Genomic DNA, 15,435 nt, shown 5'->3' with positions numbered 1-15,435 from the left:
GTATCCGCCGACCTATCACGTGTCAGAACCGGCCGCATCATCATCGTGCGCATCGTCATCGTGCGCGTCGTCGGAGTCGGTCGCGCTATCGCCGCGGTCAACGACCGCCGCCGGCACGCCCGCGACGGTCGCGTCGGCCGGCACATCACGCGTCACCAGCGAGTTGGCTGCGACCTGCGCGCCGTCGCCGATCTCGACGCCAGGCAGCACCGTCGCACCCGCGCCGATCATCGCCCGCTCGCCGACGACGACCGCGCCCGTTCGGTACTCCTCTTGGAGAAATTCGTGACAGAGCAGCGTCGCGTCGTAGCCGATGATCGCGTGGTCGCCGATCGAAATCAACTCCGGCCAGAACACGTCCGGCGTCGCCTCCAGGCCGAAGGCAACCCCGGTGCCGACGGTTGCACCCAACCGCCGCAGCAGCCAGTTTTTCAGCCGCAGGCTCGGCGAGAGCCGGATCAGCCAGACGACAAGGTAGTTGCGGACAACCCGCCACGGCGCGCGGATCGACGCCCACCCCCACAGCGAGTTGTGCGGGCCGGCGGTCGGCCGTCGCTGGAGGCGATCATGGCGGTTCACGTCGTCGCTGTCGTGGTCGGCTGGCGGCACACCTCGCTCTTCGGGCGGTGGCTACAAAAACATCGAGTCTGGCCGTGGCCGGCTACTCGCCGCGAAGCTCGTTCATGTGGTCGATCCGCGACTGAACGAGATCGGCCTTCCCGATGTCGTGGCGGATGTGGAACCCTTCGCCGGCGGCCGCCAGCGCGTCCTCGGCGATCGCTTCGGCGGCGGCGATCGAGTCGGCGCGGCCGACGACCGCGAACGACCGGGAGGTCGTCGTGTACAGCCCGTCCTCGCGGGCGTCGACACTTGCGTAGAAGAGCAGCCCGTCGCCGACCGTTTCCTCGTTGACCTCGATCTTCGCGCCCGCGTCGGGATCGGTCGGGTAGCCGTCCGGTACGGCGTACTTACAGACCGTCGCCTCGCCCGAGAAGTCGAGTTCAGGCAGGTCGTCGCCGTCGCGGGCGGCGGTCAGCACGTCGAGGAACGGCGTGTCGAGGATCGGGAGCGTGTTCATCGCCTCGGGGTCGCCGAACCGGGCGTTGAACTCGACGACCTTCGGGCCTTCGGTTGTCAGCATGAACTGACCGTAGAGTACGCCCTTGTAGTCGGGCATCGCCGCGACGGTCTGTTCCATGATGTCGACGGCGGCCTCGTAGTCGCCGTCCTGCATGAAGGGGAGCTGGAAGCCGATGTCGCTGTAACTGCCCATGCCGCCGGTGTTGGGCCCCTCGTCGCCCTCGTAGGCGCGTTTGTGATCCTGGACGGCTGGCGTCGTCCGCAGGTCGCCGTCGGCGACGAACGCTTGGATCGTGAACTCCTCGCCGATCAGTCGCTCTTCGAGGACGACGCCCTCGTAGTCGGACTCCTGCAGGTAGTCTTTGGCCTCCTCGCTGGTTACCTGATCGCCGATGACCTTGACGCCCTTCCCACCGGTCAGACCGATCGGTTTGACCGCGAGGTCGCCGTCGTAGTCGTCGATAAACTCGCAGGCGGCGTCCATGTCGTCGAAGGTCTCGAAGACCGGACAGCCAGGGATGTCGTTGTCCTGCATGAACTCCCGCTGGAACGCCTTGTCGGTCTCAAGTTTCGCTTCCTCGGCCTGAGGCCCGAAGGTGTAGACCCCCGCCGCGTCGAGTTCGTCGGCGACACCGGCCTGCAAGCCGGCTTCCGGGCCGACGATAGCGAGGGTTGCGTCGATCTCCTCGGCGTACTCGGTGATCGCTTCGGCGTCGGTACCGTCGATCTGTTCGAACCCGTCGGCGAGGTCGACGATGCCGGGGTTGCGGTTGCCGGCAACAGCGTACAACGAACAGTCAGGAGCCAACGCACGGGCGATCGCGTGTTCGCGGCCGCCACCGCCGACTAACAGCACGGTTTCACTCATATCCGAGAAAGACCGCGGCCTGCGTGTAAGTGTTACTTTGTCCGCTCAACAGTCAGCAATTTTGTCCGCTCAACAGTCAGCAATTTTGTCCGCTCAACAGTCAGCAAGCGATCCCGCGGACTATTTTTCGAAGGGGTTGTCGAGCACAACCGTCTCGTCACGGCCAGGGCCGATACCGACCGCATAGATCGGCGCGCCGACCTCGCTGCTGATGTAGTCGAGATACTCGCGGGCGTTGGCCGGGATCGCGTCGTAGCCCTCCTCGGCGACGGCGGCCCAGTCAACGTCGTCCCACGGTTCGAAGGATCTGAGTACGGGCTCACACTCGCCCCACCGTTCGGTCGTCGCCGGCATCGTCAGCAGTTCCTCGCCGTCGAGTTCGTAAGCGTGGCCGACATTGATCTCCTCAAGCCCAGCGAGCACGTCGATGTGGTTGACGGCGATCCCGGTAAATCCGTTGGCGCGGGCAGCGTGTCGCAACATCGGCATATCGAGCCAGCCGATCCGCCGGGGGCGACCCGTCACAGTCCCAAATTCGCCACCCTTCTCGCGGATGAAGTCCGCGAGTTCTTCCTCGCTGTCAGTCCCATCAAGTTCCGTCGGCAGCGGGCCGGTGCCGACACGCGAGAGGTAGGCCTTCACGATGCCGACGACCTCGCCACTACCAACGACCGTCGGGGCGACACCGGTGCCGACGGCCGCGCCGCCAGCGGTCGGATTTGAGGAGGTGACGTAGGGGTAGATCCCGTGGTCGATGTCGATCGATGTTCCCTGCGCGCCCTCAAAGAGAAGTTCCTCGCCGTCAGCGTGTTTGTTGCTGAGGAACTCCCCGGCGTTGACGGTCATCGACTCCGATTTGAGTCGCTCGCCATACTCCCGATAGGTCTCAAAGAGGTGTTCAACGTCGAAGGCGTCGGCGTGCTCGCTGTTCTCGACATCGAGCCCGTAGACCTCCTCGGCGAGCGCTCGTTTCTGTGGGACGGCGTATTCGAGTCGATCGCGCAGCACATCCGGATCAAGCAGGTCGCCGACCCGAACCCCGCGGCGACCCGCCTTGTCCTCGTAGGTCGGGCCGATCCCGCGGCCGGTGGTGCCGGCCGCGAGGTCGTCGTCGCTTTTGACCTCCTCTTCGATCCCGTCGAGCACGCGGTGATAGGGGAGAATAACGTGCGCCCGTCGGGCGAGTCGAACATCCGGCTCCAGCCCCTGTTCGCGGAGCGTGTCGAGCTCCTCGAACAGCGTCTCGGGGTTGATGACACAGCCGTTGCCCAACACGCCGACCTTCCCGCGGACGGCACCGCTGGGAACCAAGGAGAGCTTGTACTCCGTCCCGTCCTGAACGACGGTGTGGCCAGCGTTGTCGCCGCCCTGATACCGGACGACGACATCGCTGTCCCCGCCCCAGATGTCGACGAGCGCGCCCTTGCCCTCGTCGCCCAACTGAGACCCGACGATAGTTACGGTCATAACGACTGTGGGTTTCCAACCACCGGGTAAACAGATTACGGTACATCGCCTCGGGCGACCACACCGACCCCGCATCCACGCTACCCGGCAGTGAACGCCTGCTCGCCGCCACAACGAAGGGATCGTCGTCCTGATTTCCGATCTCTCGCAGGTGGTCTCCCGTTGCTATCGGTGAAACCCGAAGTGTTAACTACTCTCACGTCGATCACTCAACAGTTACAGCCACCGGGTCGACAGCAACACTTAAATCACCGCAAGACAAGTTAGCACATGTCATGATTGACCGACTCGAAAAAGAAGTCGACATGCTCGAACGGCACCTCCAAGTGCTTCGGATGGTCATCGAAAACGAGCCCATCGGCATCGTCAAGATGTCCAACGAAACGGGCTATCCACACCACAAGGTTCGCTACTCCCTGCGCGTCCTCGAAGAGGAAAACCTCATCGAGCCATCCAGCCAGGGGGCGATCCAGACCGACCACACCGAGGAGTTCGTCGACGACCTCGACAACAAGATCGACTCCATCGTTGACAAGCTGCGAACGATGCGCATCGACGACACCGCCGAGATCGAAAACTGATTGCGGGCTGTCTTTTGGACGACCGCGGACCACTCACCCACTATCGACCAGATTCGACTACAGCTCCGGTTTCTGGAGCTCGAACCCGCCTTTGATCCGGTCGACCAGACAGAGGTGGAACCCCTGTTTTCGGGAAATGTTGACGAAGCTCTTCCCGCCGCTGCGGCTGAACAGGCCGCCGCCGGTTGCGTCGTCGGCGATCTCGTAGGCGTCCTCGGTGAAGTAGCTTGATGTGACGCCGAAGCCGGCAGCGAAGCTGTCGTTGCGCTCCCGGAGCGCGTTCCCGTTCCGGATCAGCCCTTCGATCAGATCGGCACCGACCGGTTGTTTCGAGTCGTCGAAGTCAGCAATAAATAGCGGTTTCCCCCGCTTGTCGCGAACGACAACGTCGAATGTGCGCTCGATCGGCTCGTCGTCCTCGTCGGTGCCGAGCTCGATCATCCCCTGGAGCTCGATCCGGTCGATCTGCGGGATAGCGTCGTAAACCGCCTTGAGGGCTGTCGTCGCACCCGTCGACCGAAGCTCGAAGAGGAGGTCAGTCACCAGCCACTCCGCGAAGGCAACCTCGATCCGGTCGGCGAGAAACGCCTCGAATGGGGTGTCATCGACCGTTACCCCCTCGGTGTCGAACGTGGTGTGGGTGTCGATCCGGAGGTTGCCGTCGATGTCTTCCGGTGTCGCCTCGCCGTCGTGGGCGTCAGCCAGCGTCGCCGCCCCCTTTGAATCGTACCGCACAAACAGATTGGTTCCCCCCAGAGCGTCCGCCGGGGTCATCGACCGTGTGGTCTGTGGAGGCTGTGTCGCGTTGTCAGCAGCCTGAGTCGATTCAGCGGCTGTGTCCGTCGCCGCCAGCTCGGCTTCAAGCTCCTCGATCCGGTCTTGGGCGGCCGCCAGCTCGGCTTCAAGCTCCTCGATCCGCCCCTGTGCGGCGTCCCGCTGTTCGCGGGCCTCGTCGCGTTCGGCCGCCAGCTCTTCGTGGCGTTGTTCGGCCTTCTCCATCACTGTCTCTGCTTTGTCGAGTCGTTCTCGGAGCTGTTGGCGCGATAGCTGGCTCTCCGAGCGGGTGACCGCCTGCTGGCCGCCACCACCCTGCGTGCCATCGTCGGCCACCTCGTCGTCGCTTGGATCAAGCGACGGGATCGTCGTCGTGTTCCGCCACTCCGCCTCCTCTTCGAAGGGCTCGCCGTTCGCCGTGTCGGGATCGCCCGAGCCGGTGTCAGCAGGGCTGGCGGTGTCGACCGCTGTTTCGCCGGTGGCTGCCGTGTCGGCGGTTCCTGTTGCCGGATCGGTGTCGATCGCGGTGTTGTCGTAGCCGGTCTCCTCGGTGGGTGCCGTTAGCTCGGTCGACTCACCGCTGTAATCGGTCGGTTCGGTCGACTCAGCACTGTCGTCGATCGATTCTCCCCTGTTGTCAGGCTGGGTGTCGGCAGCGGTGGCTGGCGTATCGTCCGAGCTGTCGGCTGTTGTCGTGGGCTCCGGCTCCTCATCGCCCGCGGGCTCGGTGTCGCCACCGCCTGCCTGCGGGATATCGATCGATCCAAGGCCGCTGTCCTCGGTTGCGGCCCCGTCATCTGGCTCCGTGCTGTCTGCTGGGGTCATCGACTCGTCGCCGACCGGGTTGAGTGTCTGGTCGTCAGCCGAGTCGGGCGTCGGGTCGTCAGCCGTCGACGGCGACGATTCTCGCTCTGGGAGGTCGATCACGTCGATATCGGCCGCGTAGACGTTGTAGATCCCGACCTCGTCGTTTGCGCGCTCGAAGGCCTCCTCGTCGGTCAGCAGCCGGCGGCTGTTGCCGACGAAGGCGACGCTCATCGAGCGACCCCCGTAGTAGACGACGTAGTAATTCCCTGACAGCACGTTCTCGGAGAGCTCGATGTAGCCGGTGAAGTTGCCGTCGGCGAGCGTGGTGTCGGCCTCGGAAATCGCCGTCTCATTGGTGTAATACTCCGCCTGCTTTTCGCTATCCTGTGATTGCATCGTATACAGCAGCGGCAGGGCGGGCGACGGGGCCTCGTAGGCGGTCAGCTCCGCCCCGTCGAAAGCCGCCAGTGAGCCCCCCGGAATCCCGACCAGCCGGCCGTTCAGCATGAAGCCCCAGGTGGTGCCGGCGGTCACCCCCCCGGAGAACTCCGCATCGGCGAGGTCGTGAAGGCCGTCGTACCCCCGCCCGACCGGAACGGTCTCCCACTCCGTCACCGAACCAACTATCTCACTATCCATTTGGTGTACCGACGCCCGAGACGCATAAAATTCTTTCCAGAGCGTCCGACGTTGGATTCAGTCACCAACTGGAAGAAACGATCTCGGCGATCGCCCCGCGTGGCTCAAAACTGCTGTCGAACGTAGGCCCTGATTCGTTCGACGCGGTCGCGGTCGTATGTCCACATGCTCCGCCAGACGTTCGATCCGGTTTCGAGGGCGACGAGCGCAACCGGGTTGCAGGCGTCGGCTGCGGCGATATCCCCGCTGTTGACAGCACCGGTCTCTGTGTCGGGGGTAAACACCACGACCCACGACCGGCGGTACTCGTGGGTTGTCCCGCCGTGGACGATCACGTCGAGTCCGTCGACGACATCGGGATCGTCCCGAACCCCGTAGACGTGTGTTTCGACGTTGCTGTCGCCGAGCCACTCGTACATCTTCCGGGTGCCGTACTCGTCGTCGAGCCGGGAGAGCCGCTGGAACGTGCTGTGGAACTCGCCGTGGCCACAGGCCAACGCGCGATCCTCGATGAACCGCGAGATGATGATCAACAGTAGCTTTTCTTTGTTGGATGCCGGATACCCTCGAACCGTGAACTCGATGTCGTCGAGGCCGGTCAGCACGTCCGGGAACGAGCCGGTTTCGGATCGCCCGGTGCCGGTTCGGTACCGATCAGCGTTGACGAGCAGAAACGTCTCGCTGAGATCCGCAAACAACGTTGTCGCCGTCACCTGTCCGTTCTCGACGAGACAGACCTGATCGGTGTCGCTCTCGGGGATGTGTCGCTCCTCGATCTCCACCGACTGATTTTCGAAGGCGCGATCCAACAGGTTCACGAGCGGCTGGGGCTCGGTTCGGTTGATCAGGAGCAGTGTCTTCTCCGTGCTGCCGGCGGTTTCATCGAGAAACCCCGACAGCGAGTCCGGCAGCTCGTGGCGCATACGCTCGATAGGGTCTGTAGACGGATAAAACAGCCGCGGTCGCCGGCTTACATCGGTTCCTTCGGCGCGCGGTCGATCGCGTTGAACGCGGCTTCGAAGTCGTCTAACTCCTCGATGAGCTCGCTTTGTTCGGCCCGGAGCTCCTCGATGCGTTGGGTGAGTGTCTGGTACTCCTCGGAGTCTTCGAGCTCCTCGGCGGATTTCTCGGCCTCAAGCACGCCGACCTTCGAGGTCGCCCGGAACAGCTCCTGAACCGTTTCGCCGTACTCGCGGGAGGTTAGCTGGTGGGCGACTGCCTCCAGCAGCGTCTCCTTGCCGATCGGCTTACAGAGATAGTCGTCGAAATCCATATCAACGATATCGACATCGGGATCGATCGCGGTCACCATCACGACCCGGCAGTCGTGGCTGTCCTCGCGGACACGCTGGAGCACCTCATCGCCGGTGAGCCCTGGCATTCGTCGATCCAACAAGATCACGTCAATATCGCTGTCGAACGCCTCAAGCGCCTCCTGTCCGCCGTAGGCGGTCTGAACAGTGTAGTGTTCCTCAAGCCGGAAGGCGTACAGATCGGCGACATCGCGTTCGTCGTCAACAACGAGCACCGTCGCATCATCAGCGGAACTATCAGACATGAATATCGGAGGCCTTGGTCACTCGTCACATGACGAGCTACAACCTTTATACTTCCGCTACGGCGCGGTGTTGCGTGTCATGTCGCTAACACGGCGTAGATGAGCAAAAACCCAAAGTACAGCCCCACGAGCCCACCGAGGGCGATGATCCGAAACCGGGTGAGTGACTCTTCCTCCTGTTGGTAGGTCTCACGGAACGCCGCTTGATCGCCGTCATCTAGTTGCTCGTAGTGATTCAAGCCGAGATGGAGGCGGTACTGATCGTCGGCCGGCAGTTCGAACCCGCAGTACGGACAGACCTGTGGTTCCGCGCCTTCGGGCACACGCGTCGGTGGCTGCCCCCCGGCAACTGCGCGACCATCGGTGTCGCTTCGGTCGGATTCGCCCGCTGACTCATCCTCTGGGGTCGATTCGGTCGTCGTCATACCCCGCCCCCACCGAGGAATGGCGGCTCGACGGTCGGCGTCGTCACGATCCAGAGGCTGATGATCGTGTAGGCGATCATCACCAGCGTGATCCCGTACTGGCTTTTGATCGCCTCCAACCGCCCCGGAAGCAGCTCGTAGGCGGCGGCGTGGGCGATCCAGACAGCGATGAAGTGGCCGACCAACACGAAGGCGAGCTCAAGCCCGGAGATCCAGCCCGGCAGCGTCGCCACCACCGGCGGCTGTTGCGGCGGCGACAGCGGGCTCGCGCCGACGACAACGAGTGAGGGCAGCAAGCCGATGATAAAGCCGAGATTGTGGGCAATGTGGTAGCCGGCGGCGATCGCCAGCAGCGACGGCGCGAACCGATCGGCCAACGCCGCCCGGGTGATGTAGGTGCGACCAAACCGCCGGGCGAGACCGATCGCCCACCGGAAGGCGGCGACAAAGAGCCCAAAGCCGGCGAGATACGCGCCCAGATAGCCGGCCAGCGGCGGGACGCCGCGGTCGACGACGGCTGTGATACCCGCCGCCCACAGCCCGGTGCCGACGAAGCCATCGAAGGTCGTCACATAGAGAACGGCGACGACAAAGACCGTCTCGGCGCGGCCCGAAACGGCATCGGCGTCGGTGAGCGCGCTCCCCGGCAGGCGCAGTGCGAGACCCGTCTCCGTCCGCGCGAGCGGAGCGAACCGACCAAACAGCGAAAACACCCGCGAGATCGGATCAACCCGGCCGAACCACGTGTCGGTGCCGTAGACGACGCTTCCGGCGACGCTGACCGCGGTGTAGGCCAGCAGCGTCGTCGCCAACAGCCGTGGGTCGTCGGCCAGCGGGCTGATGACCTCGATCCAGATCAGGGCGAGCAGGCCGGCGACGCTGGGCCACGCGCCGAGTCGATCAGGGTACGGCCGATTGAGCGACGGCAGGATCGATGCGATCGTTCGGAACGGGTTCAGCGTCGGCCACGTGTTTCCGATGAGGTACGTCGAGGCGACGTAGCCTCCCCACCAGCCGACCCAGACGACGAGGATCGCCAGATTTCGATACCCTGTCTCCGGCCCGAGATAGCCGACGGCGACGGTGATCGCAAGGAGCGCGAGGCCGACGAGTTGGCCGCTGAGTCTGAGCAATCGCCCCGGCGCGGGAAGTGAAAATCCCCAGTCGTGAACTGACCGCATGAACGCTCGGTCGGTGACAAAGGAGGCCAGCAGAAACGACGCCCCGACCGTCCCGCCGCCGGTCGTCAAAAACAGCCACGTCGGCACCTCGACGGAGCTCGTTGATCCGCGGAGCGCGGCCGCATGCGCGAGAACAGGCTCCGATAGGAGCGCGACTAATGGGATCGCCGACGCAACGACGATCAGCAGCCGTCGGAGTCGTCGCCACCGGTGTTCGGTCGCCGGACCCGGACGCCTCTCACCGCGTTCGGTCATTATCTCGGCTACGGTGAGCGGCCACGAGTAGCTTGCGGAACAGCCTGACACCGCGTCGGCAACGCGGTTGAGAGGATTTTTAATCACACGCTTGCAACGAGGTAGTATGAGCACCGAAACGGAAGACGGACACGACGACCACGGCCATCACCTGCCGGCGGTCGAAGACTGGCCGCGTGGGTTCGGCGAGGCGAGTTGGTGGCCGTTCGTGACCGCACTCGGCGCGGCCGGCATCTACATCGGCGTGGCACTCTGGATCATCGGCGACGCGATCAGTCCGCTTGTCGGCCCGGTGGCGGTCGCCGGCAGCGTCGGGCTGTTTTTGGTTGGTATCTACGGCTGGCTGTACCACGCCTTCATCACGAAGTTCTGGAGCCGTGAGACGAGCGAACACGGCCATGCCTCGCTCCGGTGGGGGATGATCGCCTTCCTCGGCTCCGAGCTGGCGACGTTTGGCGCGCTGTTCAGCTACTACTTCTACTTCCGGGCCGGCGCGGAGTGGACGCTCCCGGAGACGACACCGGATCTGATCAGCTCGCTGATCTTAGCCAACACGGCGATCCTGATCGCCTCCTCGTTTACGCTCCACTGGGCCCACGTCGCCCTGCGAAACGATGACCGAACCAACTTCGTGCGCGGCATGGGGTTGACGATCCTGTTTGCGGTCGTCTTCCTCGGCGGCCAGGCCTTCGAGTACTTCGAGTTCATCGGCGAGTACGGCTTCACGTGGACGCAGGGTGTCTACTCCTCGGCGTTCTTCGGGCTGACCGGGCTCCACGGGCTCCACGTCGGCCTCGGGGCGGTCATTCTCGGGATCGTCTTTGTGCGCGCCCTCTACGGCCAGTACTCCGCCGAGCGGCATCTCTCGGTGTCGACAGCGTCGATGTACTGGCACTTTGTCGACGCCGTCTGGATCTTCCTCGTCGTCGCGCTCTACGTCGGTGCGGGACAGGCGTAACGAACCGGTTGGCTGGCTATTTTTGACGTAATCGACACGCCGGGTCGACAGCGACGACTACGGCATTCGGATCAGATGATCGATGTTGTGGGCGAGATACACCAGCTCCGCGCTATCGACCTGGGCGTGTCGCCGCCGCGCCCACGCTCTGATCGCGTCGTCGCTGACGCCGCTGAGCGCGGCTGCCGGCGTCTCCGTCAGCAACGCATTTTCAACCGTGTCGACGATGTGGCGGAGAAAGATCGCTTCGTCGCCCGGATAGCCGCCCTCGCGTGGCGTGACGACCCAGTCGGAGCCGCCGGCTGCGAGATGGTCGGCACCGGCGGCTGGGAGGTCGGTAAACAGCTGTCGACCGGTCTGGCTGCCGCCCGGCCGGTCGGGGGCATCCATCGCGGCGTGAAACCCGTCCAACAGCGTCGCTGTCAACGCCGGGTCGTCGACCGGTCGGAAATCGGTGACGCCGTCGAAGGTGATCGGAAAGTAGCCCAGGCCGCCACCCGCAAGCAGCGGGAGCAAATTCTTGGTGACCTGTGCAAACGGGACAATATCGAGAAACGCCATCCCGATCAGCAGATCGAACTGCGGCTGGGCGGCAGCCGGATCGCCGCGGTCGGCCGCGAACGCGAAGGCGTCGGCGGCGTGGAGTTCGACCGTCAGCATCGCGTTGTCGCTTACGAGTGAGAACTGTTGGCTGCCAGTTTGCTCGAAGTCGCCGTCGGTCAGCCGGTCGGCTGCGGCCGCGATGTTTGTTTCGTCGATGTCGACGCCGACATACTTGACGCGGTTGGGGAGGGCGTCCCAGGCGCGGAGCCGCTCCAGCATCGTGCCGATCCCAAATCCGACTTCGAGGATGCGAACCGGGTCATCACCACGGGCGGCCGCTCGCTCGTCGAGTTCGGCGACAAGGCGGTCGAGCGTCGGCCGGTGGAGTGCGCGGTCATCGACCGATCGCTTGGCGTCGAGATACCTGACAAAATCGTCGAACGAACGCGCCACGTTGGGGGGTCAGTCGGCGTCGGCGGGGGTCGGGTCATCCTCCGCGTCGCCGGGGGTTGGCTCATCCCCCGCATCGGCGGTCGGCGCGTCCTCGGGGCTCTCGCCCTCGGCGTCGTCCGCCAGCGGCGGCAGCGGATCCTTGGCCACCTGCGTTCCCCACATGCCGGGGTATTTCTCGACGGTGACATCGCCCATGACCTTTGTCTGGCAGGCCAATCGGAGATCGTAGTTCGGGTGGTGTGGCGGCACCAACAGCCGGCCCTTCTCGCGGATCCCCTTGTCGCTGACCTCGCCGTCGACCTTGACCGCACAGGTGCCACAGTTGCCAAACCCACGGCAGTTGAACACCGTCGCCTTCCCGTTGTGTGGGGTTAGATCGGCATCCAGCAGTACATCGCGGAGCGTCGCGCCCTCTCGGCATTCGATCTCCTTCCCGCGGAAATGAACAGTCGGCATACTCGGCCAAACGGGGTGGCTCCTCAAAGACCTACCGACGGCAACCGACAGTCGCTAACGGCAACCGACTGCCTCGACCCTCTTCTCATGGCGTTCACCGTCTCAATGGGTCTTCCACCTCGTCTCAACGGCTCTAAATATCGTCACGACAACAGAGAGGTATGCAACCAACGCGACGCGCGTATCTCACGACCATCGGGACAGCCGCCGCCGTCGGCCTCGCTGGCTGTGCCGGTGGTAGCGGGGGATCCGACCCAGCCTCCGAGACGACGATCGACACCTCCTACGAGTGTGAGCTCACCGAGCGTGATCCCGTGACCGAGCTCTCACAGCCCGTTGAGGGGCCGAGCGACGCCACGGTCACCGTTGATGTGTTCGAGGATTTTGCCTGTCCGCACTGTGCGGATTTCGCCACCGGCGGGCTCAGTCGACTCAAAGACGAGTATCTCGACGGCAACGACGTTCGGATTCGCCACTTCGATTTCCCGATCCCAGTCTCGCCGTGGTCGGGCCGCGTCGCCAACGCCGCTCGGAGCATCCAAGAGACACAGGACGACGCGGCGTTTTTCGAGTTTAGCCTCGCGGCCTACGAGAACCAGGCCGATTACTCCTGGCAGGTCGTCGGCGACCTCGCCGAGGAGGTCGGTGCTGATCCCTGTCGCGTGTTGAGCGACGCCAGCAACGCCACCTACGAGGAGGTGCTGAGCGCAAACCGACAGACCGGCATCGACCGCGGCGTCCAGTCGACACCGGGCATCTTCGTCAACGACACGCTGATCGAGCCACCCGAAACCGGTGGCTGGTACGATCCGGTGAGTAGCGCGATCGACGACGCCCTGTAGCCTACGCCCCACCCTGCGGCGTCGGAAACGCCCGCAACGACCGCGGCGGGATCAGGAAGTTCCCGCGGTTTTCGACGAAGATGTAGCGGAAGATCCCGTTTCTGACCCGCGGATCGATCTCCGGTTGGTCGGCGACGATATCCGTCCCGTTCATCGCTTCCTGCACCGCCTCGAACGTGCTGATCTCTTGTTGGTAGGACGGAAAATGCAGGCTTGCGTTGTCGTTGTCGGTTGATTCGACGTGGCGGCGGAGTGTTTGGACGGTGCCCTCGCTGTCGCGGTTGCCGCGGGCGGCCTTTTCCGCGTGACCGACCAACCCGAACTCGTCGGCGGTCTCCTCGATCGCCTCATAGATCTCTCTGGTGATCCCGCTGTCATCGCCGAGATTCTCGCCGACACCTTCGACAGCCCCGGCCTCGGCGAGACGGGGACTAAACAGCTTGGCGACCATCTCCTCGTGGCTGTTTTCGTTGTACCACTTGTCGAGCTGTTGGCGGATTCGGGCGACGTGCTTGGTGGTGCCGCCGGCGAAGGGGCCTTCCTCGATGGTCACATACTCTTCGGTGGCCTGATTGGCCGCAAAGCCGGCCTTGAATCCCATAAACAGCGGTGCCGCCTCGGGAACTGGGCCGTTTTCGGGGATGCCGCCGACACCCTGATTCGCTGCGGGTAGCCCCGGCCCGATGAACCCGGTTCGGCGGTCATCGATCCGGAACACGTCGCTGAGCCGGCCCGCCACCTCGACGCCGTTGAGCGTCTCCGGGGCGTCATCGCCGTCAGCAAACAGCGTTTCCTCGATCGCCAACAGGGCGTCGCTGCGATCCGACGCCAGCTGGAGGAGCGCGTCCTGTTCGTCCAGCGTGGGCGTGTCGACCGGGGTGAGCCCCCGTGGCGGCGGCAGATCGATCGATTCCGGCAGCGACGCCGCAAACCGATCGAAGTACGCCGGCGAGTAGCCGAGATCGAAGACGACGCCGCGGTTGCTCCGCTCGTAGGCGCGTTCGATCGTGCGAAGGGCGGCGTTCAGTCGCTCCCGGTCGGCGTCGGTCGGGGTGCCATCGCTCCCGGCCTCGCCGTCGTGAGTGAGATACAGGAACAGGTGGTGTTCGGGCAGTACGACGTTGCCACTCTCGTCGCGGTCGAGATTGTCGTTCCACCCAAACTGGCGATCCGGGAGCGTCTCGGGATCGTCGACGCCTTGCGGGATCGGCTCGTCGTCGACGGCCTCCAGACAGGCCGACAGCGCGGCCGCGCCGCCGGTCGCCAGCGCGGCCTTCAGTACCTCCCGACGGGATGCGGACGTGTCGGGCAGCTTCATACCCTGCGTAGTCGATTGGGCCAGATATGGGTTCTGGTGGCCGTTTTTCGGGTTCGTCGCCCACACCAGAAGCGGTTTGTGCGCTCGTTGCCTACGACAGCTATGGATCGACGACAGGTTCTCGCCGGAGCAGCGGCTGGGCTGGCGGTCGGTGCCGCCGGCTGCGTCGACTCGTTTACCTCCCTCGATGGCGTCAGCTACGGCCGGGAACCCGCGTTGGTCGCCGACCGCCCGGACGCGATCTACTACCCGACCCACACCGAGGAGATGGCAACCGGCGGGATGGCGATGACCGACGACGGGCTGGCCGTCTCGGTGTCCTACACCTTCCCCCACCGGTTCTGGCGGGTGTTCAACCGTGACGGCGGGTACGAGGCCGAGCAGTTCGGCGTCGAATCCGACGATGCGGTTCACATCATGGCGAATATCTGGGATGCCGAGACCGGTGTCGTGTTGCCGGTTTCCAGCGTCGACATCGCGGCCCGCGGCGGCAACAACGTCGACGAACGCGAGACGGTGTACGCGATGCTCTCACAGCGCATGGGCTTTCATTACGGCGATAACTACCATCTCGACGGCGACGACACCTACACCGTCGATATCACCATCGGCGCGACGACCGCCCGACGGTTCGGTGACTTCGATGGTCGGTTCGGCGACCCCCAGACCGTGACGATCGATCTCGACTACAGCGAGGCTACCCGCAACGAGCTTACCTACGAAACCTACGAGGATCGACAGGGTGAGCCGGGCGCGCTTGATCCGATGTCGATGGAGATGGACGGGATGTCGATGCCGACCGGGCGTGTCCGCGAGCTCGACGGCACCGCCCTCGGAACGGGGCTGGCCGACGATATCCGGTATGCGGCTGCCGTCCTGACCGCCGATCGGTTCGGCGACGCGCCGTATCTCGCGGTCACCGCGGCGACGCGGTACAACGAGCTGGTGATCCCAAGCATGGGGCTGGCCGGCACGCTCACTGACTCCGATGGCGAGGCGGTCGTCGACAGCGCGTCGCTGGAGCCGGCGTTGGATCCCGAGCTTGGCTTCCACTACGGGACACCCGTTCCCGACGCGACCGGCGAGGAGACGGCGACCGTCGACGTGACGACGCCACCCCAGGTCGCCCGCCACGAGGGGTACGAGACCGCGTTCTTCGAGACACCGACCGTCGAACTGTCGTAGCCCCCACCGACGCCGGGCCCACGACAACAGCTTCATTCCGCACAC

Annotated in this window: 15 protein-coding genes; 4 read left to right on the top strand and 11 right to left on the bottom strand. The window is 64.4% G+C overall.

What is annotated here, in order from left to right; genetic code table 11:
- Nucleotides 1-15 precede the first annotated feature (15 nt).
- The 3 genes from EWF95_RS10810 to EWF95_RS10800 form a co-directional block, all read right to left on the bottom strand.
- On the bottom strand, nt 16-609 hold the full coding sequence (locus EWF95_RS10810; RefSeq protein WP_142444090.1) for an acyltransferase: 594 nt from the start codon (nt 607-609) through the stop codon (nt 16-18).
- A gap of 52 nt (nt 610-661) precedes the next feature.
- Nucleotides 662-1,948: a phosphoribosylamine--glycine ligase gene (gene purD, locus EWF95_RS10805; RefSeq protein WP_142444089.1), complete on the bottom strand. Its 1,287-nt coding sequence runs from the start codon at nt 1,946-1,948 to the stop codon at nt 662-664.
- Between the two features lie 120 nt (nt 1,949-2,068).
- On the bottom strand, nt 2,069-3,415 hold the full coding sequence (locus tag EWF95_RS10800; protein WP_142444088.1) for an adenylosuccinate synthase: 1,347 nt from the start codon (nt 3,413-3,415) through the stop codon (nt 2,069-2,071).
- Nucleotides 3,416-3,690: 275 nt separating this feature from the next.
- Here EWF95_RS10800 and EWF95_RS10795 point away from each other — a divergent pair, with 275 nt between their 5' ends.
- On the top strand, nt 3,691-3,996 hold the full coding sequence (locus EWF95_RS10795) for a hypothetical protein (RefSeq protein ID WP_120083464.1): 306 nt from the start codon (nt 3,691-3,693) through the stop codon (nt 3,994-3,996).
- Nucleotides 3,997-4,053: 57 nt separating this feature from the next.
- On the opposite strand, the gene EWF95_RS10790 is transcribed toward EWF95_RS10795, so the two are convergent.
- From EWF95_RS10790 to EWF95_RS10770, 5 genes are all read right to left on the bottom strand, one after another.
- Entirely contained in the window at nt 4,054-6,216 is a 2,163-nt protein-coding gene (locus EWF95_RS10790) for a DUF7527 domain-containing protein (RefSeq protein WP_142444087.1), read from the bottom strand.
- A gap of 104 nt (nt 6,217-6,320) precedes the next feature.
- On the bottom strand, nt 6,321-7,139 hold the full coding sequence (locus EWF95_RS10785; protein ID WP_246055699.1) for a histidine kinase: 819 nt from the start codon (nt 7,137-7,139) through the stop codon (nt 6,321-6,323).
- A gap of 47 nt (nt 7,140-7,186) precedes the next feature.
- Nucleotides 7,187-7,774 carry a HalX domain-containing protein gene (locus EWF95_RS10780; RefSeq protein ID WP_142444086.1) on the bottom strand — a complete coding sequence of 196 codons (588 nt, stop codon included), beginning with the start codon at nt 7,772-7,774 and terminating at the stop codon, nt 7,187-7,189.
- A 77-nt stretch (nt 7,775-7,851) separates the two neighbouring features.
- Entirely contained in the window at nt 7,852-8,199 is a 348-nt protein-coding gene (locus EWF95_RS10775) for a hypothetical protein (RefSeq protein ID WP_142444085.1), read from the bottom strand.
- Nucleotides 8,196-9,635 (bottom strand): hypothetical protein, encoded by a 1,440-nt coding sequence (locus EWF95_RS10770; protein ID WP_221886652.1) that lies wholly within the window; start codon nt 9,633-9,635, stop codon nt 8,196-8,198. The genes EWF95_RS10775 and EWF95_RS10770 overlap by 4 nt, the downstream gene beginning before the upstream one ends.
- 106 nt (nt 9,636-9,741) lie before the next feature.
- On the opposite strand from EWF95_RS10770, the gene EWF95_RS10765 reads away from it, so the two are divergent.
- Nucleotides 9,742-10,593: a cytochrome c oxidase subunit 3 gene (locus EWF95_RS10765; RefSeq protein ID WP_142444084.1), complete on the top strand. Its 852-nt coding sequence runs from the start codon at nt 9,742-9,744 to the stop codon at nt 10,591-10,593.
- Between the two features lie 57 nt (nt 10,594-10,650).
- Here the strand turns inward: EWF95_RS10765 and EWF95_RS10760 are convergent, their stop codons facing one another.
- Together EWF95_RS10760 and EWF95_RS10755 are read right to left on the bottom strand one after the other, a co-directional pair.
- Nucleotides 10,651-11,589: a class I SAM-dependent methyltransferase gene (locus EWF95_RS10760; RefSeq protein WP_142444083.1), complete on the bottom strand. Its 939-nt coding sequence runs from the start codon at nt 11,587-11,589 to the stop codon at nt 10,651-10,653.
- Nucleotides 11,590-11,598: 9 nt separating this feature from the next.
- Nucleotides 11,599-12,045: a 2Fe-2S iron-sulfur cluster-binding protein gene (locus EWF95_RS10755; RefSeq protein WP_142444082.1), complete on the bottom strand. Its 447-nt coding sequence runs from the start codon at nt 12,043-12,045 to the stop codon at nt 11,599-11,601.
- A 161-nt stretch (nt 12,046-12,206) separates the two neighbouring features.
- On the opposite strand from EWF95_RS10755, the gene EWF95_RS10750 reads away from it, so the two are divergent.
- Nucleotides 12,207-12,887 (top strand): DsbA family protein, encoded by a 681-nt coding sequence (locus tag EWF95_RS10750; protein ID WP_142444081.1) that lies wholly within the window; start codon nt 12,207-12,209, stop codon nt 12,885-12,887.
- Between the two features lies 1 nt (nt 12,888).
- On the opposite strand, the gene EWF95_RS10745 is transcribed toward EWF95_RS10750, so the two are convergent.
- Entirely contained in the window at nt 12,889-14,199 is a 1,311-nt protein-coding gene (locus EWF95_RS10745; protein ID WP_142444313.1) for a DUF7405 family protein, read from the bottom strand.
- A gap of 108 nt (nt 14,200-14,307) precedes the next feature.
- Here EWF95_RS10745 and EWF95_RS10740 point away from each other — a divergent pair, with 108 nt between their 5' ends.
- The gene (locus tag EWF95_RS10740) at nt 14,308-15,390 is read left to right on the top strand and encodes an iron transporter (protein ID WP_142444080.1); all 1,083 of its coding nucleotides are present in this window, start codon (nt 14,308-14,310) and stop codon (nt 15,388-15,390) included.
- The last annotated feature ends 45 nt before the right edge of the window (nt 15,391-15,435 follow it).

Origin of the sequence: Halonotius roseus, from assembly GCF_006861655.1 — an archaeon.
GTDB lineage: Archaea > Halobacteriota > Halobacteria > Halobacteriales > Haloferacaceae > Halonotius > Halonotius roseus.
Note: the sequence above shows the minus strand (reverse complement) of the source record. Positions and strands in the feature narration are given on the sequence as shown.

Coding starts and splice junctions, on each gene's coding strand:
- EWF95_RS10790 (WP_142444087.1), bottom strand. CDS start 6,216: ATGGATAGTGAGATAGTTGGTTCGGTGACGGAGTGGGAGACCGTTCCG.
- EWF95_RS10755 (WP_142444082.1), bottom strand. CDS start 12,045: ATGCCGACTGTTCATTTCCGCGGGAAGGAGATCGAATGCCGAGAGGGC.
- EWF95_RS10765 (WP_142444084.1), top strand. CDS start 9,742: ATGAGCACCGAAACGGAAGACGGACACGACGACCACGGCCATCACCTG.
- EWF95_RS10740 (WP_142444080.1), top strand. CDS start 14,308: ATGGATCGACGACAGGTTCTCGCCGGAGCAGCGGCTGGGCTGGCGGTC.
- EWF95_RS10775 (WP_142444085.1), bottom strand. CDS start 8,199: ATGACGACGACCGAATCGACCCCAGAGGATGAGTCAGCGGGCGAATCC.
- EWF95_RS10785 (WP_246055699.1), bottom strand. CDS start 7,139: ATGCGCCACGAGCTGCCGGACTCGCTGTCGGGGTTTCTCGATGAAACC.
- EWF95_RS10750 (WP_142444081.1), top strand. CDS start 12,207: ATGCAACCAACGCGACGCGCGTATCTCACGACCATCGGGACAGCCGCC.
- EWF95_RS10780 (WP_142444086.1), bottom strand. CDS start 7,774: ATGTCTGATAGTTCCGCTGATGATGCGACGGTGCTCGTTGTTGACGAC.
- EWF95_RS10800 (WP_142444088.1), bottom strand. CDS start 3,415: ATGACCGTAACTATCGTCGGGTCTCAGTTGGGCGACGAGGGCAAGGGC.
- purD (WP_142444089.1), bottom strand. CDS start 1,948: ATGAGTGAAACCGTGCTGTTAGTCGGCGGTGGCGGCCGCGAACACGCG.
- EWF95_RS10795 (WP_120083464.1), top strand. CDS start 3,691: ATGATTGACCGACTCGAAAAAGAAGTCGACATGCTCGAACGGCACCTC.
- EWF95_RS10770 (WP_221886652.1), bottom strand. CDS start 9,635: ATGACCGAACGCGGTGAGAGGCGTCCGGGTCCGGCGACCGAACACCGG.